At 64.0% G+C, this 20,172-nt stretch carries 22 protein-coding genes; 12 read left to right on the forward strand and 10 right to left on the reverse strand.

Annotated elements, in window-relative coordinates:
• Positions 1–33 precede the first annotated feature (33 nt).
• The 5 genes from KO539_RS22280 to KO539_RS22300 form a co-directional block, all read right to left on the reverse strand.
• Positions 34–471: a hypothetical protein gene (locus KO539_RS22280; RefSeq protein ID WP_219311792.1), complete on the reverse strand. Its 438-nt coding sequence runs from the start codon at positions 469–471 to the stop codon at positions 34–36.
• A gap of 44 nt (positions 472–515) precedes the next feature.
• Positions 516–1,991, reverse strand: a complete 1,476-nt coding sequence (locus KO539_RS22285) for a hypothetical protein (protein ID WP_219311794.1) — start codon at positions 1,989–1,991, stop codon at positions 516–518.
• Entirely contained in the window at positions 1,988–3,472 is a 1,485-nt protein-coding gene (locus KO539_RS22290) for a hypothetical protein (RefSeq protein WP_219311796.1), read from the reverse strand. The genes KO539_RS22285 and KO539_RS22290 overlap by 4 nt, the downstream gene beginning before the upstream one ends.
• Before the next feature lie 126 nt (positions 3,473–3,598).
• Positions 3,599–4,081 (reverse strand): D-glycero-beta-D-manno-heptose 1-phosphate adenylyltransferase, encoded by a 483-nt coding sequence (rfaE2, locus tag KO539_RS22295; protein ID WP_035824719.1) that lies wholly within the window; start codon positions 4,079–4,081, stop codon positions 3,599–3,601.
• A gap of 44 nt (positions 4,082–4,125) precedes the next feature.
• Positions 4,126–4,365, reverse strand: a complete 240-nt coding sequence (locus tag KO539_RS22300) for a DUF3717 domain-containing protein (protein ID WP_035824717.1) — start codon at positions 4,363–4,365, stop codon at positions 4,126–4,128.
• 134 nt (positions 4,366–4,499) lie between these two features.
• On the opposite strand from KO539_RS22300, the gene KO539_RS22305 reads away from it, so the two are divergent.
• The 8 genes from KO539_RS22305 (at position 4,500) to KO539_RS22340 (ending at position 9,640) form a co-directional block, all read left to right on the forward strand.
• On the forward strand, positions 4,500–5,438 hold the full coding sequence (locus KO539_RS22305; protein ID WP_219311798.1) for a hydrogen peroxide-inducible genes activator: 939 nt from the start codon (positions 4,500–4,502) through the stop codon (positions 5,436–5,438).
• Between the two features lie 76 nt (positions 5,439–5,514).
• Entirely contained in the window at positions 5,515–6,369 is an 855-nt protein-coding gene (ubiA, locus tag KO539_RS22310; RefSeq protein ID WP_035824713.1) for a 4-hydroxybenzoate octaprenyltransferase, read from the forward strand.
• A gap of 107 nt (positions 6,370–6,476) precedes the next feature.
• Positions 6,477–6,833: a DUF883 family protein gene (locus tag KO539_RS22315; RefSeq protein ID WP_046683402.1), complete on the forward strand. Its 357-nt coding sequence runs from the start codon at positions 6,477–6,479 to the stop codon at positions 6,831–6,833.
• Positions 6,834–6,900: 67 nt separating this feature from the next.
• On the forward strand, positions 6,901–7,287 hold the full coding sequence (locus KO539_RS22320; protein WP_046683403.1) for a phage holin family protein: 387 nt from the start codon (positions 6,901–6,903) through the stop codon (positions 7,285–7,287).
• Positions 7,284–7,631: a hypothetical protein gene (locus KO539_RS22325; RefSeq protein WP_035824704.1), complete on the forward strand. Its 348-nt coding sequence runs from the start codon at positions 7,284–7,286 to the stop codon at positions 7,629–7,631. The genes KO539_RS22320 and KO539_RS22325 overlap by 4 nt, the downstream gene beginning before the upstream one ends.
• An 89-nt stretch (positions 7,632–7,720) precedes the next feature.
• Complete coding sequence (locus KO539_RS22330; RefSeq protein ID WP_219311799.1) at positions 7,721–8,278, forward strand: DUF3455 domain-containing protein; 558 nt, start codon at positions 7,721–7,723, stop codon at positions 8,276–8,278.
• Between the two features lie 91 nt (positions 8,279–8,369).
• Positions 8,370–8,927 carry a sigma-70 family RNA polymerase sigma factor gene (locus KO539_RS22335; protein ID WP_219311801.1) on the forward strand — a complete coding sequence of 186 codons (558 nt, stop codon included), beginning with the start codon at positions 8,370–8,372 and terminating at the stop codon, positions 8,925–8,927.
• The gene (locus KO539_RS22340; RefSeq protein WP_219311803.1) at positions 8,924–9,640 is read left to right on the forward strand and encodes an anti-sigma factor domain-containing protein; all 717 of its coding nucleotides are present in this window, start codon (positions 8,924–8,926) and stop codon (positions 9,638–9,640) included. Before KO539_RS22335 ends, KO539_RS22340 begins: the two co-directional genes overlap by 4 nt.
• Positions 9,641–9,652: 12 nt before the next feature.
• Here KO539_RS22340 and proC read toward each other — a convergent pair whose 3' ends face one another.
• The gene (gene proC / locus KO539_RS22345; protein WP_219311804.1) at positions 9,653–10,483 is read right to left on the reverse strand and encodes a pyrroline-5-carboxylate reductase; all 831 of its coding nucleotides are present in this window, start codon (positions 10,481–10,483) and stop codon (positions 9,653–9,655) included.
• Between the two features lie 16 nt (positions 10,484–10,499).
• Entirely contained in the window at positions 10,500–11,201 is a 702-nt protein-coding gene (locus KO539_RS22350) for a YggS family pyridoxal phosphate-dependent enzyme (RefSeq protein WP_219311806.1), read from the reverse strand.
• Positions 11,202–11,271: 70 nt separating this feature from the next.
• Between KO539_RS22350 and KO539_RS22355 the strand changes: the two genes are divergently transcribed.
• The 4 genes from KO539_RS22355 to KO539_RS22370 all read left to right on the forward strand — a co-directional run bounded on the left by KO539_RS22355 (position 11,272) and on the right by KO539_RS22370 (position 16,242).
• Positions 11,272–12,315, forward strand: a complete 1,044-nt coding sequence (locus KO539_RS22355; protein ID WP_035824693.1) for a type IV pilus twitching motility protein PilT — start codon at positions 11,272–11,274, stop codon at positions 12,313–12,315.
• A gap of 3 nt (positions 12,316–12,318) precedes the next feature.
• Complete coding sequence (locus KO539_RS22360; RefSeq protein ID WP_219311808.1) at positions 12,319–13,458, forward strand: PilT/PilU family type 4a pilus ATPase; 1,140 nt, start codon at positions 12,319–12,321, stop codon at positions 13,456–13,458.
• Between the two features lies 1 nt (position 13,459).
• Positions 13,460–13,945, forward strand: coding sequence for a glutathione peroxidase (locus KO539_RS22365; protein ID WP_219311810.1), 486 nt, complete (start codon positions 13,460–13,462; stop codon positions 13,943–13,945).
• Positions 13,946–14,130: 185 nt separating this feature from the next.
• Complete coding sequence (locus tag KO539_RS22370) at positions 14,131–16,242, forward strand: bifunctional diguanylate cyclase/phosphodiesterase (protein WP_219311812.1); 2,112 nt, start codon at positions 14,131–14,133, stop codon at positions 16,240–16,242.
• On the opposite strand, the gene glcF is transcribed toward KO539_RS22370, so the two are convergent.
• The 3 genes from glcF to KO539_RS22385 are packed head-to-tail and all read right to left on the reverse strand — an operon-like array spanning position 16,235 to position 20,043.
• Positions 16,235–17,461, reverse strand: a complete 1,227-nt coding sequence (gene glcF / locus KO539_RS22375; protein ID WP_219311815.1) for a glycolate oxidase subunit GlcF — start codon at positions 17,459–17,461, stop codon at positions 16,235–16,237. The genes KO539_RS22370 and glcF overlap by 8 nt on opposite strands.
• Positions 17,462–17,465: 4 nt before the next feature.
• Positions 17,466–18,536 carry a glycolate oxidase subunit GlcE gene (gene glcE / locus KO539_RS22380; RefSeq protein ID WP_219311817.1) on the reverse strand — a complete coding sequence of 357 codons (1,071 nt, stop codon included), beginning with the start codon at positions 18,534–18,536 and terminating at the stop codon, positions 17,466–17,468.
• A gap of 16 nt (positions 18,537–18,552) precedes the next feature.
• Entirely contained in the window at positions 18,553–20,043 is a 1,491-nt protein-coding gene (locus KO539_RS22385; RefSeq protein ID WP_219311819.1) for an FAD-linked oxidase C-terminal domain-containing protein, read from the reverse strand.
• Positions 20,044–20,172: the final 129 nt, after the last annotated feature.

Raw genomic sequence — 20,172 nt, forward strand, 5'->3', positions numbered from 1 at the left:
GATTCCTTCGATGATGCGTGTTACGGCGTGTGCTTAACGGCGGCTGGAAGTAAAAGTCAGCAACAGGGCGACCAGGCCCACCAGCACCAGCGGTCCCATGAACAGTGGCGCGAGGAATTTATGCGCGTTCACGGCAGCCAGCACGACACCGGTCGCCAAGCTGGCCAGGAAGATGAACAGCCACCAGCCCGAGGCATTGGCCTTGTTCGGCGGCACGCGCTTGGCCACGAGGCCATTCGCGTAGGCATTCTTGGCAAAGAAAAAGGCGATGAACAGCAGCAACAGCACGACGCCACCGATCAGGGTGTCGCGCGACGAGGTATCGGTCGTGCTGGCAGGGTCGAGCGCGGGCGCAGGTTCGGTGGTGGCCGTGGTGGCGGCACCTGCAGCCGGTGCGTCCGCCGCGGGCGGCGCGGACGCCGGTGCCGGCAGGGTGAAACCAGTGTTGTCTTTTGGAGTGTCTTGCGCCATGGTATGCCTCTGTTGAATGGAAGGAATTTTTAGGGAGTGATTGTTCAGGCCAGGCTCAGGGTATGGCCTTCAGCCACGCGCACGACGGCCGGCTGGCCCAGGCCCCGCTTGAGTTCGCCAATGTCGCGGCCGTCATCGTCGCGGATCTGCACGCTCTTGAACGGTTTCAACAACACTTGCCGCTGCACGCCGTCGGCCATCACCTTGTAGCGCGTGGCGCGCGTGCCAAGCAAACCCAGCGCCAGCAAGCCCAGCACGAGCGCCAGCACGCCGCCGAGTATCACCAGCACGGGCAGCAGCGGATACTGGATGCGCACCAGCAAGGGGATCGTTGCCTGCGAGGCGCGCACGCTGTCGGGCGGCGTGAACATGCCAGAGATCGGGTCGCCCGGGAACAGTTCCTGCAAATCCTTGCCAAAACTGGACGCCAGCGCCAGCCGCTGTTCCGACAGACCCACTTGCGCCTGCATCGGCAGCATCACTTGCTTGCCCATGGCGGCGATCGCCTGCGCCGACCACGGCGACGGGATCTGCGCCATCGGCAGGGCGAACTGTACCTGCACGGACTGGCTGGCGCCCGGCTGCAGCTGGTGGATTTGATCTGGCGCAACGTGCAGCGGTGCGTTCTGGCCAGCCAGGCTGGCATGCACTTTGGCGCTGTCGATCACGTACGGGAAAAACATGTTTTGCAGAGACGCTTGCAGCACCACTTGCGGCACCAGGTTGGCCGCATCGACGTCGAGCACGATGGTGCGCCCGTCGCGGCCCAGGCTGGCGTGCACATTGGCGCTGTTCTTGACGGACTGGGGCACGATGCGCACGGCATCCTGGTCCACCGGTTTCAGGCGCGCGGGCGGGCGCGTCAGCACTTGCGACAAGCGCCCTTCGGCCAGGATGCGGGTCAAAGCCTCGGACGCCGGCTGGCCGTACGCGAGCGCATACACCATCAAGCCCTTGGCGCTGTACAGCTTGCCCTGCACGGGCATGCGCAGTGGAAACACCACCGTCTTGGTGATCGACGGTTCCAGGTGCAGCAAGCGGTAAAAGTCGCGGTTACGCTCGGCCGTCTGGCTGTCGTTGTTGGGGCTGTTCTTGTTATTGGTAAATATCCACACGATGCCGGAGGCGGACTGGAACGGGCCCGTGATGGTCTTGGTGACGGCTTCCTGGAAATCCGTGTCGGCCAGCGCGCCGCCGGCGCTCTTGCGCGCCAGACCCAAGTTCGCCAAGTGGCCCGCCACGCCGGCGCCGCCCTGCCCTTGCCCCAGCAGCGACGGCGACACGTGCGCGCCGCTGCTCTGGCTGAAGGCCAAGGTATAGACCTTGTCGGACGGGTTCGTGGCAGCCTGCGCCACGGCGCCCACGAGGGCCTTCAGCTGCGAATGCTCATCCGTATAAAACGGCTCCATCCAGCCCGAGTTTTGCACGAGGAACGCTTGCTGGATGTCGGCCGCCTGCACGCTGGCGGTGGCGAAGGCGAGCAAGGCGGCGCCGGCCGCGATCAGGGCGCGCGCTTTCATGCCTGCAAGGCCCAGCCATCGATGCGCGACAACAAGGGGTGATACGCCCACAAGGTGCCTTTATGGACAAACAGGCGCACCCGCCACGGCTCGCCGACGGCAAAGGTATGAAACACGGTTTCGCGCAATTCATCGTCCTGCACCAGCTGGGCCGCCAGGCGCTCGTTCGAGCGCAGCACGCTCGACAGGCCGGCGCTGGTGGCAAATTTCACGCCAAAGACGCTGTTACCACCGCTTGACTCCAGCAGCGGCATGACGGCCTGGTTCTTGCCGCCATCGTCGCCATGTTCCGGCTCTTCCCACGGCGCCGTTTTCAGCTTGGTGGCAAAGCGGTAATTGAAGCTGCCCGAACACAGGCGCGGCGCCAGCGCATCGGCACGTTCGGACTGCGCGCCCAGTTTCACGTAGACATAGGTGCCGCGGCTGCGCTCGAAGCACAGCTGCCACAGGCCGCCGTCGCGCGACACGTAGGGGCTGCCGAATTCGAAATGCGGCACCAGGCCTTCGGGCCAGGGCGTAAACGAGGCGGCCACGTTGCCGTCCGGCTGCAGCTGCAAGCGCAGCTGGCCGTTGGCGCAAGGCCACACGGCCATGCGGTTGTAGGCGACGGGCGCGCTGACGGTGCCCAGGTCGACCAGGCCGTCGAGCAGCACGTCACTGCCCGGCTTTTGCGCGGCATCAAGGTTGACGAAGCGGAGGCGGCCATCGTCGTCGCGCAGCGGCGCCCACAGGCGGCTCTGGAACCAGACGGGCGCGGCCGCGCACGGCGCGCCGCCCACGTGCTCGACCACGTAGGTCAGCGATGGCACGTCGGGGCGGATGCAAGCCAGACCATGGCTGGTCGGCAAGACCAGCACGCTATTGAACTCCGGCACCAGCTCGGCGCGCCAGGCGCCGTGGGCCAGGTCCGATTCGGCCAGCAGGCTGCCATAGTCGGGATCCAGCGCCAGCCAGCGTTTCGAGGCGGGCAGCCAGGCGTGCAAGACGGCCTTGCGCGGGTCGAGCGCCAGCAGCGCGGGCGCGCTGGTGCCGAACTGCGCGGAAAAGAATTCGTATTCGCCGGGCGGCGGCATGGGCAGCGAGGCATCGGCCTGCGCATGCTCTTCGCGCGCGCGCTGGTCGGCCAGTTTCAGGGGCACGCTGGCCTGGCGCAAGCCGGACGGGCCGGCCGGCGGCACGTCGCTGACGGGATAGGCGCCGTAGGGCGGCACCCACGGCGGGCTAATTGACGTGTCGGGCGGCACTTGCAAGGCCGCGCCCGAAGCGGGGTCGAACGCAAATTCGGGCGGGAACTGCCGCACGGGTGCGTCGGCCGCCGCGGGCAGGCGCCGCGCGAGCATCAGCTTGCCGATATCGGCATCGCTCACCAAGGGCGAGACGTTCTGGCCGTCCGCGCTGCGCTGCATGCTCCATGCGCCCTCGTCATCCACGTGCCAGGCGCCGGAAGGCAGTGGCCAATCCCCAGAAGTTTTATGGTCCATTTATTTTCTATGACTAGCAATGCATTCAGACGGTGTAACGTGCTGGGGCTGACGAAACGAAGTCGCAGCCCTGGCAGTTCTCATAGTAACGTCTTTTTATCTGTATGGAAACATTGACGACAGTCCTCAGCCTTGCTGCGTCCGCACTTTCGTCAACAGCTTGGTGGTCGAGCGGTCATGCTCGAAATCGATGGCCACGGCCTGGCCGCCATATGCGAGCACGGCCTTGCCTTCGGGGATGGCCGCCATGTCGTAGTCGCCGCCCTTGGCATAGATTTCCGGTTCGATGTCCTGCACCACTTCCAGGGCGCTGTCTTCCGAAAACGGCACCACCAAGCTCACCGCTTCCAGCGCGGCCAGCACGGCCATGCGGTCTTCGCAGTTGTTCAGGGGACGGTCGTCGCCCTTGCCCAGGCGTTTCACTGAAGCATCGGTATTCACGGCAACGATCAGCGAGGCGCCCAGTGCGCGCGCCTGCGCCAGATACGTTACGTGGCCGCGGTGCAAAATGTCGAACACGCCGTTCGTCACCACCACCGGTTTCGGCAGGGCCGCGGCGCGGGCGCGCAATTCGTCGCGGCCACACAGTTTGTTTTCAAAGTCAGGCATGAATATCTCTTGTAGGGTTAAATAGGGTCACGCTATGGTCACGCTCAGGCGTGGCTATCGCCTTGGATGCCGCCGGCATCGCGGCGCCAGGCGTCGATCAAGGCCAGAATGGCCGGTTCCAGGCCCTCTTCGGCGATGCAATCTTGCCGGTTGTAAATCATCAGCGCATACACGCCGGCCAGGCGGCTGACGGGCGGCGACAGCGCATATTCATTGCCGCGCGCCGGTTGCCTGGCACGCCAGTAATTGATTGCCGCTTCCAGCGCCTGCATCCGCAATTCCATCACCGTCTCCCTTCGCCGCCCGGTCCCGCATTATAGGGGGCGATCCGCTACAATACGCCATCGGCGCCACAGTTTCACGTTTGCGCCACCTTTCATTCATTGCAAGTAAGTACTTCCTGTGTTTCAATCAACCTATGACACTGACTGAACTGAAATATATCGTTGCAGTCGCGCGAGCGAAGCACTTCGGCCACGCCGCGGAAGCTTGCTTCGTTGCCCAGCCCACCCTGTCAGTGGCCATCAAGAAACTCGAAGACGAATTGGGCGTGGTCCTGTTCGAACGGGGCGGCGCGGAAATCTCCGTCACGCCCCTGGGCGCGCAGATCATCGCGCAAGCCGAGCGCGTGCTGGAACAGACGGCCGCCATCAAGGAACTCGCCAAGCAAAACAAGGACCCGCTGGCCGGCCCGTTGCGCCTGGGCGTGATCTACACGATCGGCCCCTACCTGCTGCCGCCGCTGGTCAAGGCCATGATAGACCAGGTGCCGCAGATGCCCTTGATCTTGCAGGAGAATTTCACGGTTCGGCTGCTCGAATTGCTGCGCCAGGGCGAACTGGACGTGGCCATCATGGCCCTGCCCCTGCCCGACCACGGCATGGCCATGCAGGAACTGTATGACGAACCGTTCGTCGTCGCCATGCCGCGCCAGCATCCATGGACGGCGCGTGACAAAATCGCCGCGCAAGATTTGAAATCGGAAACCATGCTGCTGCTGGGCAATGGCCACTGCTTCCGCGACCAGGTGCTGGAAGTGTGCCCCGAAATGGCGCGTTTTTCCTCGCCCGGCAACGGCATGCAGCGCACGTTCGAAGGTTCTTCACTGGAAACCATCCGCCACATGGTGGCCAGCGGCATCGGCCTGACGGTCTTGCCGCGCGCCTCCGTCGCCAATATGCACGCCACCGACGGCATGCTCGAATACCGGCCCTTCGCCGCCCCCGTGCCATCGCGCCGGGTAGTCATGCTGTGGCGCAAGAGTTTTACGCGCAAGGCCGCCATCGACGCCTTGTGCGCGGCCATCGCCAGCTGCAACTTGCCGGGCATCACCCCTTTATGTGACGACGAAGACTAGCGTCCAGGCGTCAAATAGTACATTTACGTACTATTTGCGATAATCGACCTTTCTCTTCAACAAGATCGAGTCTTCCATGAACAAGCTGGCGCTGTATTTCCGCCTGATACGGCTGGACAAGCCTATCGGTACCGTATTGCTGCTGTGGCCTACCCTGTGCGCGCTGTGGCTGGCGCAGCAGGGCGTGCCGGACTGGCGGCTGCTGCTCATCTTTACTCTTGGCACTTTCCTGATGCGCTCGGCGGGCTGCGCCATCAATGACTACGCTGACCAGGATATCGACAAATTCGTCAAGCGCACGGCCGAGCGCCCCATCACCAGCGGACGCATCAGCGGCAAGGAAGCGCTGGCCGTGGCCGGCGTGCTCACCGTGCTGGCCTTTTGCCTGATCCTGCCCCTCAACGCGCTGACCAAGCAGCTATCCGTGGCCGCCGTCATCATCGCCGGCACCTATCCCTACTTCAAGCGTTTCTTTGCCATCCCGCAAGCGTATCTGGGCATCGCCTTCGGTTTCGGCATTCCCATGGGCTTTGCCGCCATCACGGATGCCGTGCCCGTCGTCGCCTGGCTGCTGCTGCTGGGCAATGTCTTCTGGGCCGTGGCCTACGATACGGAATACGCGATGGTCGACCGCGACGACGACTTAAAAATCGGCATCAAGACCTCGGCCATCACTTTTGGCCGCTACGACGTGGCCATCGTCATGTTCTGCTACGCCGTTTTCCTGCTGCTGTGGCTGGCATGTGGCTGGTATCTGGGCTTGCGTTACTGGTTCGTCGCGGGGCTGGTGGTGGCGGCCGGCTGCGCCGTTTACCACTACACCTTGATCCGCGCACGCGAGCGTATGCCGTGTTTTGCGGCATTCCGGCATAATAACTGGCTAGGAGCGGCGGTGTTTGCGGGCGTGGTTCTGGACTTTGCTTTCCGTTAAGCAATCATCCTTGCGCCGCGGTAGCCCTTGAGGCGGCGCAAGACAGCCTGGCCGCAGCTGCCTACACTGGTATTTCACTGTGCAGTTTCACTTCCATGAGGTAATACATGAGCTCGATACATACCGGAAAATCCAGCAGCGACAGCATCCTCGCCGACGCCGACAAGGCGCGCGACAAACTGGTCGGCGACCTGAAAACCGTCATCAATGAAGCGGAAGGCTGGCTCGACGGTGCCAAGGATCAGACGGGCGAGAATGTCAAAGCCGTCAAGGACAAGTTCATCGCCACCCTGGAAACGGCCAAGAAAGACTTGATCAAGCTGGAAGAAGACTTGCTCGAACGGACCAAGAAGGCGGCCAAGGCCACCGACGAATACGTGCAGGACAATCCGTGGAAAGCCGTGGGCGCGGGCGCCGTCGTGGGCGTGCTGTTCGGCCTGCTGCTTTCCTCGTCACGCCGCTAGACAGTACCGACGCAGTACCGACGCAGTACCGACGGCCTTGGCCGTCTCCTGACGCGAAAGGCAGCATATGGCTATCGTGCACCATGTCGCCCAAGTCGCAGCGACCCTCGCCGCCATCGTCCAGACACGTCTGGCCCTGGCGGCCGTGGAAATGGAAGAAGAGTCGCTGCGCTTCCTGTCCTATCTGGCGCTGGCCATGCTGGCACTGCTGTGCCTGTTCGTCGGCCTGGTATTGATCGTGTTCCTCGTCATCGTGCTGTTCTGGGATACGCACCGCATCGCCGCCATCGCCATCACGGCCGCCGTTTTCATCGTCGCCGCCATCGCCACCCTGCTGGGCGTGCGCGCCAGTTTCCGCAGCAAGCCGAAACTGCTGTCCTTCACACTTTCCGAACTGAATAAAGACCTGGACGAGCTGCAATTGCTGGCCCGCCGGGGATCGGAGCGGCCATGACCACGCATCCCACCAAGTTGTCGCATGTGCACACGGCCGCCAGCCTGGCGCAGCGGCGCGACGCGCTGCTGGCCGAATGCGCGCTGCAGCGCCTGGCCCTGGGCGTGCAGACGCGCCAGTTGCTGGAACCGCTCACGGGCGGCAATCTGCGCCACACCCTGGCCACGCGTTTTAAAATTCCCCTGATGATAGGCGGCGGCGTGCTGGGTTTGCTGCTCGTGCGCCCGCGCCGTTTCCTGCCGCTGCTGCGGGCCAGCGGCGCGCTGCTCAAGCACGCCACCACCGCCATGCCCGTCGTGCTGGCGCTGGCGCAGCGTTTCAGCAAGAAAGACACGCCGGACTAAAATATTTTTTCCTGGCTGCATCCAAATGGCAAACCCCTGCGTAGTAATGGTATCAACCAGCCGGTTGAGCCAACTACCAGGAGTTTGCCATGCTTGCCTTCACCGCCCCACGCCACGCCGTTCCCGCACTGACTCTGCTGAGCGCCGCCCTGCTGCTGACGGCTTGCGCGCCCATGAGCGCGCGCTATTCGCAGGAACAATTGCCGAACGCCGTCAAAGTGCCCGATGGCCACCAGGTCGCCATGCAAACGGTGGGCGTGGGCAAGATCGCCTACGAATGCAAGGCCAAGAAAGACATGACGGGCCATGAATGGGTCTTCGTGGGACCGGACGCGGCCTTGAACGACCGCGGCGGCATGCAAGTGGGCACGTATGTCGGCCCGCCTGCCACCTGGGCCAACCTGGACGGCTCGAAAGTGACGGCGACGCAAGTGGCCGTGGCGCCGGCCGGTGCGGGCAACATCCCGTATCAGCTGGTGAAGGCCAACCCTGCCACGGGCAGCGGCGCCATGCAGGGCATCAGCTACATCCAGCGCGTGGCCACCAGCGGCGGCGTGGCGCCAAGCAGCCCCTGCGGCATGGAGTCCATCGGCGCCAAGCAATGGGTACCTTACCAGGCCGATTATATCTTTTGGAAAGCAGCATAAAAGCGTAAGCGTGACGGTTGGCAAGCTGGTTTCTGGCCTATACTTGGTCTTGAAAACTTGCTAACCGTTAACTCCAACGATTGCGCCAACCTTGCCAACCCTAGCCACCCCTTACGATTACGATGCCGCCCTGCGCGCCTGCGCCAGGGGCGAGCAGCAGGCATTGCACGGCCTGTACCAGCAGGAAAGCCGCTATCTGCTGGGCGTGGCTCTGCGCATCGTGCGCCAGCGGGACCTGGCTGAAGACGTGCTGCACGACGCCTTTCTGAACATCTGGCGCCGCGCCGGCAGCTTCGATGCCACGCGCGGCAGCGGCAAGGGCTGGATCTATGTGGTGGTGCGGCACCAGGCGCTGGATGTGGCGCGCACCCGCGCCCATGAAGTATCGGCCGACGAGGATACCGTGGAAACCCTGCTGCACGAACGACTAGGCCATGATGCCGGCGATGCCTATGCCGACCAGGCGGATCTGGGCAAGCTGCACGATTGCCTCGGCCACCTGGATGAAGGCAAACGCAATAGCATCCTGTACGCCTACGTCGATGGCTGTTCCCATAGCGAAATCGCGCAGCGCCTGCAAGCGCCGCTGGGCACGGTGAAAGCCTGGGTCAAGCGGGGCCTGGCCGCCTTGCGGGAGTGCATGGGATGATCGACAGCGACGATCAATTGCACAGGCTGGCCGGCGAATACGTGCTGGGCACCCTGGAACTGGCCGAACGGGCGGACGTGGAACAGCGTTTGCCGCGCGACGCCGCCTTGCGCGACGCCATCGACGCCTGGGAACGGCGTCTGCTGCCCTTGACCACGCTGGCGCCGCCCGAAACGCCCTCGGCGCAACTGTGGCCGCGCATCGGCGCCAGCCTGTTCACGCCAAAAGCCGTGCGGCAGGCGGGCGGCTGGCAGGCGTGGTGGAACAGCCTGGCCTTCTGGCGAGTGCTGGCCGGCGGCGGCCTGGCGGCCACGGCCGGGCTGGCCGTGCTGGTCACTATGCAACTGCAGGCGCCAAGCGGACCCGGCTATCTGGTGGTGCTGGTGGCGCCGCAGGATAAATCGCCGGGCTGGATCGTGCAGGCGGGCGGACGCGGCGGCAAGAACCGCGACCTGAGCCTGATCCCGCTGGGACCAACAAACGTGCCGCAGCAGAAAGCCCTGCAATTCTGGACCAAGGGCAAGGACTGGGGCGCGCCCGTCTCGCTGGGCCTCGTCAAGCCGGGGCAAAGCCTCAAGCTGACCCTGGACAAGCTGCCGCCATTGCAACCCGATCAACTGTTTGAAATCACGCTGGAGCCGCAAACAGGCTCGCCGACGGGCCGGCCGACGGGGCCGATCCTGTATATCGGCCGCGCCGTCAAGGTCATCTGATTACTTGGACACTTATTTACCTAATTCGTCCCCCATCTCGCGCCCGCGCTGCGCGGCCGCCTTGATGCCCTTGACGATGGCCGCCTTCACGCCGCTCTCTTCCATACTGGTGAGGGCCGCGTAGGTCGTGCCGCCCTTCGACGTGACCCGCTCGCGCAGCAAGGACACGGGTTCGCTGGAGTTCGCCGCCAGCTGCGCCGCGCCCGTAAAGGTGGCAATCGCCAGTTGCGTGCCCTGCTCCGGCGTCAAGCCCAGCTCGGCCGCCGCCTGCTGCATCGCTTCGATAAAGTAAAACACATAGGCCGGGCCACTGCCGGACACGGCCGTCACAGGATCGATCTTGGCTTCGTCATCGAGCCAGACGGTCTGGCCGACGGCGCGCAGGATGGCGTCCGCCGTCTTTTTCTGTTCTTCGCTCACGCCGCTGCTGGCCACCATGCCCGTGATGCCCATGCCAATCAAGGCCGGCGTGTTCGGCATGCAGCGCACGATGGCCGGATAATCGCCGAGCCAGCGCGACAGGTCAGCGGCGCGGATGCCTGCCGCGATCGACAGGATCAATGGCGCCCGTTCCCCGTCGAGGAAAGGCAGCAATTGCGCCGCCACCTCGCGCATGCTTTGCGGTTTCACGGCCAGCACGATCACGTCCACGCCGCGCAGCGCGTCGTCCGCAAGCAGCGCCGTCGTCACGCCGAATTGCGCCTGCAGTTTTTCCAGCGCGGGGGCATGCGGGTCGATCACGTGGATGTTGCCGCCCAGGGTCAGCTTGCCCGCCAGGCCGGCGATCAGGGCGGCGGCCATGTTGCCGCCGCCCACAAAGGCGATATTCAGTTCTGTCGTCATGCTTGTTCTCTCTTCATCAGGAATAGTTGCGGGAACCGAAAATGGCGCTACCCACGCGCACGATGGTGGCGCCTTCCAGCACGGCGGCGCGCAAGTCGGCCGACATGCCCATCGACAAGGTGTCGAGCGCCAGCCCTTCAGCATTCAATTGTTCGTATAACACGCGCAATTGCGCAAAGGCAGCGCGCTGCAGCGTGACATCCGTTTCCGGCTCGGGAATGGCCATCAGGCCGCGCAAGCGCAAACGGGGCAGCTGCGCCACGGCATGCGCCAGCGCCGGCAGTTCGGCAGGTGTCACGCCGCTCTTGCTCGCTTCGCCGCTGATATTGACTTGCAGGCAGATATTCAAGTCCGGCAAGCCGGCCGGGCGCTGTTCCGACAGGCGCGCGGCGATCTTTTCCCGTTCCACCGTATGCACCCAGTCAAAATGTTCGGCGATGGGGCGCGTCTTGTTGCTCTGGATGGGGCCGATGAAATGCCATGCCGGGACGTGCTGCGGCGCGGCCGTCTTTACAAAGGCGATCTTGTCGAGCGCTTCCTGCAGATAATTTTCGCCAAACGCCGTCTGGCCCGCGCGCATGGCGTCCAGCACGGCGTCCGCGCCAAAGGTTTTCGATACGGCCAGCAGGGTCACGTTGGTCGGGGCGCGCTGCGCCTCAGCGGCCGCCTGCGCAATACTGTCTCGCACGGCTTGCAAGTTCTGTTCGATTGTGGACATAATCATTTTCTAGTGTATAGGGGCGGCGGCACAGTGCGCCAGCCCATCAATGCAGGCACAGGGATTATAAATGGACATCTCCGAACTACTCGCTTTCTCCGTCAGCAACAAGGCTTCCGACTTGCACCTGTCTTCCGGCCTGCCGCCGATGATACGGGTCAACGGCGACGTGCGCCGCCTGAACGTGGCCCCGCTCGAGCACAAGGAAGTGCACAGCATGATCTACGACATCATGAACGACAGCCAGCGCAAGGCGTATGAAGAAGCACTGGAATGCGATTTCTCGTTCGAGATTCCCGGCCTGGCCCGCTTCCGCGTGAACGCCTACAACCAGGAACGGGGTGCCTCGGCCGTGCTGCGCACGATTCCCTCAAAAGTGCTGACCTTGGAAGAACTCAACGCCCCGCGCATCTTCGGCGAGCTGGCCATGCGTCCGCGCGGCCTCGTGCTGGTGACGGGGCCGACGGGTTCCGGCAAGTCGACCACCCTGGCGGCCATGGTGAACCACGTCAACGAGCGGCTGAACCACCATATATTGACCATCGAAGACCCGATCGAATTCGTGCATGAACCGAAAAAATGCCTGATCAACCAGCGCGAAGTCGGTTCGCACACGCATTCGTTCAGCAATGCGCTGCGCTCGGCCTTGCGCGAAGACCCGGACGTGATTTTAGTGGGCGAATTGCGCGACCTGGAAACCATCCGCCTGGCCCTGACGGCGGCCGAAACGGGCCATCTGGTCTTCGGCACCCTGCATACCTCGTCGGCGGCGAAATCGATCGACCGCATCATCGACGTCTTCCCCGCCGAGGAAAAGGAAATGGTGCGCGCCATGCTGTCCGAATCCCTGCAAGCCGTCATTTCGCAGAACTTGCTCAAAACCAAGGATGGCGCGGGCCGCGTGGCCGCGCATGAAATCATGCTGGCCACGCCGGCCGTGCGCAACCTGATCCGCGAAGCGAAAGTGGCGCAAATGTATTCGGCCATCCAGACGGGCAGCAATGTCGGCATGCAGACCCTGGACCAGTGCTTGAGCGACCTGGTGCGGCGCGGCACGATCTCGGCGGAAACGGCCCGCTCGGCCGCCAAGGCCCCTGAAAACTTCCCCGGATAAGCCATGCAGACGACGCACGAACACTATGGCGCCATGCACGCGCTGCTGGCGCAGATGCGCGCACGGGGCGGCTCGGACCTGTTCATCACGGCCGGCTTTCCTGCCGCCATCAAGCTCGACGGCAAGCTGACGCCGCTGGCCGGCGGTGCACTCGATGCGCAACAGGCGGCCGGCTACGTGCGCGCCGTCATGAACGCGCGCCAGGCGGCCGAGTTCGAATCCAGCCGCGAAGCCAATTTCGCCATCAGCCCGGAAGGACTCGGGCGCTTCCGCGTGTCCGCCTTCGTGCAGATGGGCCAGGCAGGCATGGTCTTGCGATTGATCAATACCGCCATCCCCACCCTCGATGGGCTCGGTTTGCCCGCCATCCTGCAAGACGTGGTGATGAGCAAGCGCGGCCTCGTCATCATGGTGGGCGCCACGGGCTGCGGCAAGTCGACCACGCTGGCGGCCATGGTGGGCCACCGCAACGCGCACAGCCATGGCCACATCATCACCATTGAAGACCCCGTGGAATTCATCCATCCGCACGGCAACTGCATCGTCACCCAGCGCGAAGTGGGCGTCGATACGGACGACTGGGGCACGGCCCTGAAAAACACCCTGCGTCAGGCGCCCGACGTGATACAGATCGGAGAAATCCGCGACCGGGAGACGATGGACCACGCCATCGCGTTTGCCGAGACGGGCCATCTGTGCCTGGCGACCTTGCATGCGAACAACGCCAACCAGGCGCTGGACCGCATCATCAATTTCTTCCCCGAAGAGCGGCGCCAGCAGTTGCTGATGGACCTGTCGCTCAATTTGAAGGGCATGATTTCGCAGCGCCTGATCCCCGGCAAGGACGGCGGCGGACGCAAGGCGGCACTGGAAATTCTGCTCAATTCGCCGCTGATGAGCGACCTGATCTTCAAGGGCCAGGTGCACGAGATCAAGGAACTGATGAAAAAGTCGCGCGAGCATGGCATGCAGACTTTCGACCAAGCCCTGTTCGACCTGCACGAAGCGGGCGCCATCAGCTATGAAGACGCGCTGCGCAATGCGGACTCCGTCAACGACCTGCGCCTGACGATCAAACTCAAGGGCGCCACGGCGCCGGAACCGGCCCCGCAAGCGGGCGCCACCAAACTGGGACTCCTCTGACATGACCAGCATCCATGATTTCCAGGCCGAGGCGCTGGACGGCACGCCGGTCGACCTGGCGCGCTACAAAGGTAAGGTATTGCTGATCGTCAACACGGCCAGCGCCTGCGGCTTCACGCCGCAATACCAGGGACTCGAAACGCTGTACCGCGAATTTCACGAGCAGGGCCTGGTCGTGCTGGGTTTTCCCTGCAATCAATTCCGTCAGCAGGAACCAGGATCGAACGCGGAAATTGGCGCCTTTTGCGAGAAAAACTTCGGTGTCACCTTTCCCCTGTTTGCCAAGGTCGACGTGAATGGCGCGCAGACCCATCCCCTGTTTGCACAATTAAAACAGGCGGCGCCCGGCATATTGGGCACGCAATCGATCAAATGGAATTTCACCAAGTTTTTGGTGCGCAAGGATGGCAGCGTATTTCGCCGCTATGCGACGGCCAGCAAACCGGCCAGTCTGGCGGCCGACATACGGCAATTGCTACAGGAGTAAAAACGGATTGCTTTGATTTAAGACAATAATCATGTGAAATCCATAAAACTGCATTTATTTCATGCTTGATATCAATATTGTGTTTCAAATAGCAAATATCGGTGATAATGTTTCCATAATTATTCGCAGATATCGATCATAAAACGATGCCAGTCTTTGGGAAAATATTATCTTCTTGGATGCGGATGGGCAGTTATTCCCGCCTCTTCATCCCTATTACCTTCCTGATACTTGCCGTTTCCGCCGTTCGCTATCACGCCCTGCTGGGTACGGAAACGGCGCTGGCCAATGCGCGCTACCAGAGCGACGCCCGGCAACTCGACCTGTTCCTGGCCAATAGCGTGCTGCCGCTGGCCGTGCACACGGACCGGCATGCGACGCACGACAGCGTGCGGCAGGCGCTGCGCAGCGCCTTGCCGCTGAACCGCAGCCTCGTTTCCGCGCGCTGGGATACGGCTGGCGCGCATGTCGAAGTGCTGGCCGACAACAAGCCGGGGGACACGCTGGCCGACGGCGTGCCGGGCTGGTTTGCGCGTCTGGCGGGCATGGCGGCCATCCGCAGCCGCCTGACAGTGGCGCTGCCGGACGGCGGCGACGGCATCCTCGACTTGCACTACACGCCCGGCCGGCCTCTGGCGCAGGTGTGGCAAAGGGTGCTCGAGCAGGCCGTCCTCAGCAGCATCAATATCGTCCTCGTCTTCCTCCTGCTGGGCTTGATCCTGGCGTCGCACCGCAAGCTGCTGGCGCGCTTCGTGCAAGCGACCGACCGCTTCCGCGACGGCAACTTCGCCGTGCGCCTGGCGGCCGGCGCCACGCCCGAGGCGCAAGCCGTGTCGCAGTCGTTCAACGGCATGGCCGGCGATATCGAAGAACTGCTGACCTCGCTGAAGACCAGCCAGCGCCAGCTGGGCGAACAGCTGAACGAAACCGTGCACATGCAGCAGGCGCTGCAAAAGCTGTCGTGGCAAAACTACAATGACGTGCTGACGGGTTTGCCCAACCGTGCCGCGCTGGCCGCCCGCTTCGAACAGGAACTGTTCCTCGCGCGCGAACGCCAGCGCCTGCTGGCCGTCTGCCTATTCGACCTCGACCACTTCCAGGCCATCAACGACCGCTACGGCGCCGAGGCCGGCGATGAAATCCTCAAGCAGGTGGCCGGCCGCCTGCACGGCTTTACGGGCCAGGTCCATTACGCGGCGCGCCTGGGCGGCGATGAATTCGTCATGCTGCTGTGCGGCCAGGCCAGCATCGCCAGCATCGAACAGAACATCACACAATTGATGCAGGAACTGAGCCGCCCCTACCAGTGCGACCAGCAGGCGCTGCACATGACGGCCAGCGCCGGCATCGCCGTGTATGCGGGCAAGGACTTGAATACGGAAAGCCTGCTGCGCCATGCCGACCACGCCGTCTACCAAGCGAAACTGACGGGGCGCAACCAGTACCACTTCTTCGACACCAACCTCGATGAGGAAGTGCGCACGCACCACAACCAGCGCACGGAAGTGCGCCACGCCCTGATCAATGGCGAACTGCGGCTGTACTACCAGCCCAAGGTGAACATGCGTGCCGGCACGGTGGTGGGCATGGAAGCGCTGCTGCGCTGGCAGCATCCGCGCCGCGGCGTGCTGGCCCCCGCGCAATTCCTGCCGCTGGTGGAACAGACGGATTTGATCATCGACATCGGCGAATGGGTGCTGCGCCAGGCCCTGTGGCAGATGCAGCGCTGGGTGGCTTGCGGCAAGCACTGGGTGGTCAGCGTGAATATCGCGGCACGCCACTTCCAGCAACCGGACTTCGTCTCGCGCCTGGAAACCATCCTCGGCGAATTTCCCGGCGTGCGCGCCAGCATGCTGGAACTGGAAATCCTCGAATCGTCGGCGCTGCACGACATCGAAGACGTGCGCCGCATCATCCGCGCCTGCCAGGCGCTGGGCATCACCTTCGCGCTCGACGATTTCGGCACCGGCTACTCGTCGATGTCATATTTAAAACGCCTGCCGGCGAATATCGTCAAGATCGACCAGAGCTTCGTGCGCAACATGCTCAACGACCGCGACGACCTGCACCTGGTGCGCGCCGTCATCGGCCTGGCCCGTTCCTTCAGCTTGACGGTGATCGCCGAAGGCGTGGAAAGCGTCGAGCATGGCGCGCGCCTGATCCAACTGGGCTGCGACCTGGCGCAAGGCTACGGCATCGCCCGCCCCATGCCGGCCGACGCCGTGCTGGAGTGGGCTGCGAACTTCGTGCCGGCGCCGCAATGGCGCATTGCGCAGTACAGCGAAGTGCCTATTTAGGCGTCAAGGCCGAGTCGATCAGCTCGATCCAATGCCGCACGGGCGTCTGCGTGCCCGACTGCAGGTGGCTCAGGCAGCCGATATTGGCCGACACGATCATCTCCGGCTCGCACGCTTCCAGGTTCGCCACCTTGTTGTCGCGCAGCTGCTGCGACAGTGCCGGCTGCAGGACCGAATACGTGCCCGCCGAACCGCAGCACAGATGGCTGTCGGCGCACAGGCGCACGTCGACGCCGACGGCGCGCAAGACCTGCTCCACCTTGCCGCGAATTTGCTGGCCATGCTGCAGGGTGCACGGCGGGTGATACGCCACTTTTTTGCCGATGCGTCCTTTCAGCAGCGCCGCCAGCTCGTTTTCAAACGCCGGCATGATCTCGGACAGATCGCGCGTCAGTGCCGCGATGCGCCGCGCCTTCTCCGCATACTGCGCATCGTGCGCCAGCAGATGGCCATACTCCTTGACGGTGGCGCCGCAGCCGGAGGCCGTCATGACGATGGCTTCCACGCTGTCTACGTAAGGCCACCAGGCGTCGATATTGCGGCGCATGTCGTCCAGCGCCGCTTCCTGGTCATTCAGGTGATGGCGCAGCGCGCCGCAGCAGCCGGCCTTGGGCGCGACGATCAGTTGCACACCTAATGCATCGAGCACGCGCGCCGTGGCCGCGTTGATGTTCGGCGACATGGCCGGCTGCACGCAGCCGTCCAGCAGCAGCATGCTGCGCGCGTGCTGGCGCGTCGGCCATGCCCCCGCTCGCGCGCCCGGACGCAATTTATCCTGCAAGCTTTTCGAGAGGAGCGGGCGCAGCGCCTGCCCCGCCTTGTACACGGGCGTAAACAGCCAGCGGCGCGGCAAGGCTTCCTTCAGGGCGAAGCGCAGCGCGCGTTCGCGCAAGGGGCGCTGCACGCGCTGCTCGACGACGTTGCGCCCGATGTCGACCAGGCGCCCGTACTGCACCCCCGAGGGACAGGTCGATTCGCAGTTGCGGCAGGTCAGGCAGCGGTCCAGGTGGGTCTGCGTCTTGGCCGTGACGGGCCCGCCCTCCAATACCTGCTTGATCAGGTAGATGCGTCCGCGCGGGCCATCGAGTTCGTCGCCCAGCAATTGGTAGGTGGGACAGGTGGCCGTGCAAAAGCCGCAATGCACGCAGGCGCGCAGGATGGCTTCGGCTTCGTCGCCTACCGGCGTATTCTTGATGAAATCGGCGAGATTGGTTTGCATGCGCTCAAGTCATTCTGTGCGGGTTGAAGATGCCGGCCGGGTCGAAAGCCTGCCGCAGGCGCTGGTGGATGGTGGCGATGGCGGGCGCCAGCGGGTGGAACACGCCCACCGCCTTGTCGCCGCCGCGAAACAGGGTGGCGTGGCCGCCGGCGGCCGCCACGGCCTGGCGAATCTGCGCGCTGCTGGCCGCATCGGCGTCGCCATCGAGCTTGAGCCAGCGCTGCGCCCCGCCCCACTCGATCAGCTGGCGTCCTTTCAGAATCATGGCGCTGGCGTGCGGCGGCAGAGACAAGCGCCACAGGCTGCCCGCGCCCGCGAAGAATGCGTGCGTCTGCTCGCGCACGGCCAGCCAGAAGGCGGCCGCGTCATCGTGGGCCAGCACTTCGCCCCCAAGGGATTGCAGGGCCGCCGAGACAGCCGCCTCGGCGCCGGACAGGCGCACCGTCAACACGCCGTCATGCCAGCAGCTGGCCGATATCGGCAGCGGCTTGCCCGCCCACTCATTGAGCATGCACAAGGCGGCGATTTCCGCGCAAGCCACGCGCAACGTCGCTTCGCGCAGCGGCAAGGGCAGCACTTTCAGCGACACTTCCAGGATCAGGCCCAGGGTACCCAGGGACCCCGCCAGCAGGCGCGAGACATCGTAGCCGGCCACGTTCTTCATGACTTGCCCGCCGAAGGCCAGGCGTTCGCCATGGCCATCCATCAGCACGGCGCCCAGCACGAAATCGCGCAGCGCGCCCGCGCTGGCGCGGCGCGGACCGGACAAGGCACTGGCGACGACGCCGCCCACCGTGGCGCCAGGGCCGAAGTGCGGCGGCTCGAACGCCAGCATCTGGTTGCGTGCGGCCAGCGCCGCCTCGATTTCGGCAAGTGGCGTGCCGCAGCGCGCCGTGATCACCAGCTCCGTCGGCTCATAGTCGATGATGCCCGCATACGCGCGCGTATCGAATACCTCGCCTGTCAGCTGCTGGCCATACCAGTCTTTCGTGCCGCCGCCACGCAGGCGCAGGGGGTTGCCTGCCGCGCTGGCCGCCAGGATCTGCTGCCTGAATTGTTCAACGATTGCTTGCAAAAGAGTCTCCGGCGGATTAAAAACGGGGCAAGTTGGCGAACGGCAGGCGCCCCGCCGTCACATGCATCTTGCCGAATTCGGCGCAGCGGTTCAAGGTGGGGATCGCCTTGTCCGGGTTCAGCAAGGCATGCGGATCGAAGGCGCGCTTGACGGCGAAGAAGGCATCGAGTTCGGCGCGCGTAAATTGCACGCACATGGAATTGATCTTTTCCATGCCCACGCCATGCTCGCCCGTGATGGTGCCGCCCACGGCCACGCACAGGGCCAGGATGTCGGCGCCGAACGCTTCGGCGCGCTCAAATTCGCCGGGCATGTTGGCATCGAACAGGATCAATGGGTGCAGATTGCCGTCTCCAGCATGGAACACGTTCGCGCAGCGCAAGCCATGCGTCGTTTCCATGCCGGCGATGCCCGTCAACACTTCCGCCAGTTTCTTGCGCGGGATGGTGCCGTCCATGCAGTAGTAATCGGGCGAAATGCGTCCGGCGGCGGGAAAGGCGTTCTTGCGGCCGGACCAGAATTTCATGCGCTCCGCTTCCGACTGCGACACGGCAATCGCGCTGGCGCCCGCCCCTTCCAGCACGGCCGTCATGCGCGCGATTTCCTCTTCCACTTCCTCGTGCGTGCCGTCCGCTTCGCACAGCAAAATGGCGGCCGCGTCGATGTCGTAGCCGGCCTTGACGAACGGTTCGACCATGCGCGACGACGTCTGGTCCATCATTTCCAGCCCGGCCGGGATGATGCCGGCGGCGATCACGTTGGCCACCGCATTGCCGCCCGTGACGACGTCGTCGAACGACGCCATGATGACACGCGCGGTGGCCGGCTTCGGTATCAGTTTCACCGTCACTTCCGTGACGATGCCCAGCATGCCTTCGGAACCGATGAAGACGGCCAGCAGGTCGAGGCCCGGAGCGTCGAGGCATTCGCCACCCAGTTCCAGCACGTCGCCAGCGATGGTGACGACGCGCACGCGCAGCACATTGTGCACGGTCAGGCCGTATTTGAGGCAATGCACGCCGCCCGAGTTTTCCGCCACGTTGCCGCCGATGCTGCAGGCGATCTGCGACGACGGGTCGGGCGCGTAGTACAAGGCATATTGCGCCGCCGCTTCGGAAATGGCCAGGTTGCGCACGCCCGGCTGCACCACGGCGATGCGCGCATACGCATCGACGCGCACGATGCGGTTCAAACGCGCCGTCGACAGCACCACGCCATCGGCAATCGGCAAGGCGCCGCCCGACAAGCCCGTGCCGGCGCCGCGCGGCACGATCGGCACCTTCAATGCACGGCAGACGCCGAGGATGGCGATGACCTGTTCTTCCGTGTCCGGCAGGGTCACCACCATCGGCAGCTGGCGGTAGGCGGCCAGGCCATCGCATTCATACGGGCGCGTATCTTCGGCGTCGGACAGCACGCAGCGTGCCGGCAGCACGGCCAGCAGGGCCGCGACGACGGCTTGCTGGCGCGCCGCGGTCAATCCGGATTCAGGAGCGGTATTGAGCATAAGATGGAGGGCAAATGAGCATGGGCGTGCAACGATTGTAAGCATAAACGTGGCGCGCAGCGCATTTTTTGTCCGATTTGCAGGCAAATGCGGGGCCAGGCGGCGCGTGGTGTCGTATGCTGCCCCCAT

Origin of the sequence: Janthinobacterium sp. NKUCC06_STL (genome assembly GCF_019345455.1) — a bacterium.
In the GTDB taxonomy this organism is placed as follows: Bacteria; Pseudomonadota; Gammaproteobacteria; order Burkholderiales; family Burkholderiaceae_D; genus Janthinobacterium; species Janthinobacterium rivuli.

Excerpts from the sequence above, each read along its gene's own strand:
- KO539_RS22280 (WP_219311792.1), bottom strand. The coding sequence starts at position 471 with ATGGCGCAAGACACTCCAAAAGACAACACTGGTTTCACCCTGCCGGCA.
- KO539_RS22285 (WP_219311794.1), bottom strand. The coding sequence starts at position 1,991 with ATGAAAGCGCGCGCCCTGATCGCGGCCGGCGCCGCCTTGCTCGCCTTC.
- KO539_RS22290 (WP_219311796.1), bottom strand. The coding sequence starts at position 3,472 with ATGGACCATAAAACTTCTGGGGATTGGCCACTGCCTTCCGGCGCCTGG.
- rfaE2 (WP_035824719.1), bottom strand. The coding sequence starts at position 4,081 with ATGCCTGACTTTGAAAACAAACTGTGTGGCCGCGACGAATTGCGCGCC.
- KO539_RS22300 (WP_035824717.1), bottom strand. The coding sequence starts at position 4,365 with ATGGAATTGCGGATGCAGGCGCTGGAAGCGGCAATCAATTACTGGCGT.
- KO539_RS22305 (WP_219311798.1), top strand. The coding sequence starts at position 4,500 with ATGACACTGACTGAACTGAAATATATCGTTGCAGTCGCGCGAGCGAAG.
- ubiA (WP_035824713.1), top strand. The coding sequence starts at position 5,515 with ATGAACAAGCTGGCGCTGTATTTCCGCCTGATACGGCTGGACAAGCCT.
- KO539_RS22315 (WP_046683402.1), top strand. The coding sequence starts at position 6,477 with ATGAGCTCGATACATACCGGAAAATCCAGCAGCGACAGCATCCTCGCC.
- KO539_RS22320 (WP_046683403.1), top strand. The coding sequence starts at position 6,901 with ATGGCTATCGTGCACCATGTCGCCCAAGTCGCAGCGACCCTCGCCGCC.
- KO539_RS22325 (WP_035824704.1), top strand. The coding sequence starts at position 7,284 with ATGACCACGCATCCCACCAAGTTGTCGCATGTGCACACGGCCGCCAGC.
- KO539_RS22330 (WP_219311799.1), top strand. The coding sequence starts at position 7,721 with ATGCTTGCCTTCACCGCCCCACGCCACGCCGTTCCCGCACTGACTCTG.
- KO539_RS22340 (WP_219311803.1), top strand. The coding sequence starts at position 8,924 with ATGATCGACAGCGACGATCAATTGCACAGGCTGGCCGGCGAATACGTG.
- proC (WP_219311804.1), bottom strand. The coding sequence starts at position 10,483 with ATGACGACAGAACTGAATATCGCCTTTGTGGGCGGCGGCAACATGGCC.
- KO539_RS22350 (WP_219311806.1), bottom strand. The coding sequence starts at position 11,201 with ATGTCCACAATCGAACAGAACTTGCAAGCCGTGCGAGACAGTATTGCG.
- KO539_RS22355 (WP_035824693.1), top strand. The coding sequence starts at position 11,272 with ATGGACATCTCCGAACTACTCGCTTTCTCCGTCAGCAACAAGGCTTCC.
- KO539_RS22360 (WP_219311808.1), top strand. The coding sequence starts at position 12,319 with ATGCAGACGACGCACGAACACTATGGCGCCATGCACGCGCTGCTGGCG.
- KO539_RS22365 (WP_219311810.1), top strand. The coding sequence starts at position 13,460 with ATGACCAGCATCCATGATTTCCAGGCCGAGGCGCTGGACGGCACGCCG.
- KO539_RS22370 (WP_219311812.1), top strand. The coding sequence starts at position 14,131 with ATGGGCAGTTATTCCCGCCTCTTCATCCCTATTACCTTCCTGATACTT.
- glcF (WP_219311815.1), bottom strand. The coding sequence starts at position 17,461 with ATGCAAACCAATCTCGCCGATTTCATCAAGAATACGCCGGTAGGCGAC.
- KO539_RS22385 (WP_219311819.1), bottom strand. The coding sequence starts at position 20,043 with ATGCTCAATACCGCTCCTGAATCCGGATTGACCGCGGCGCGCCAGCAA.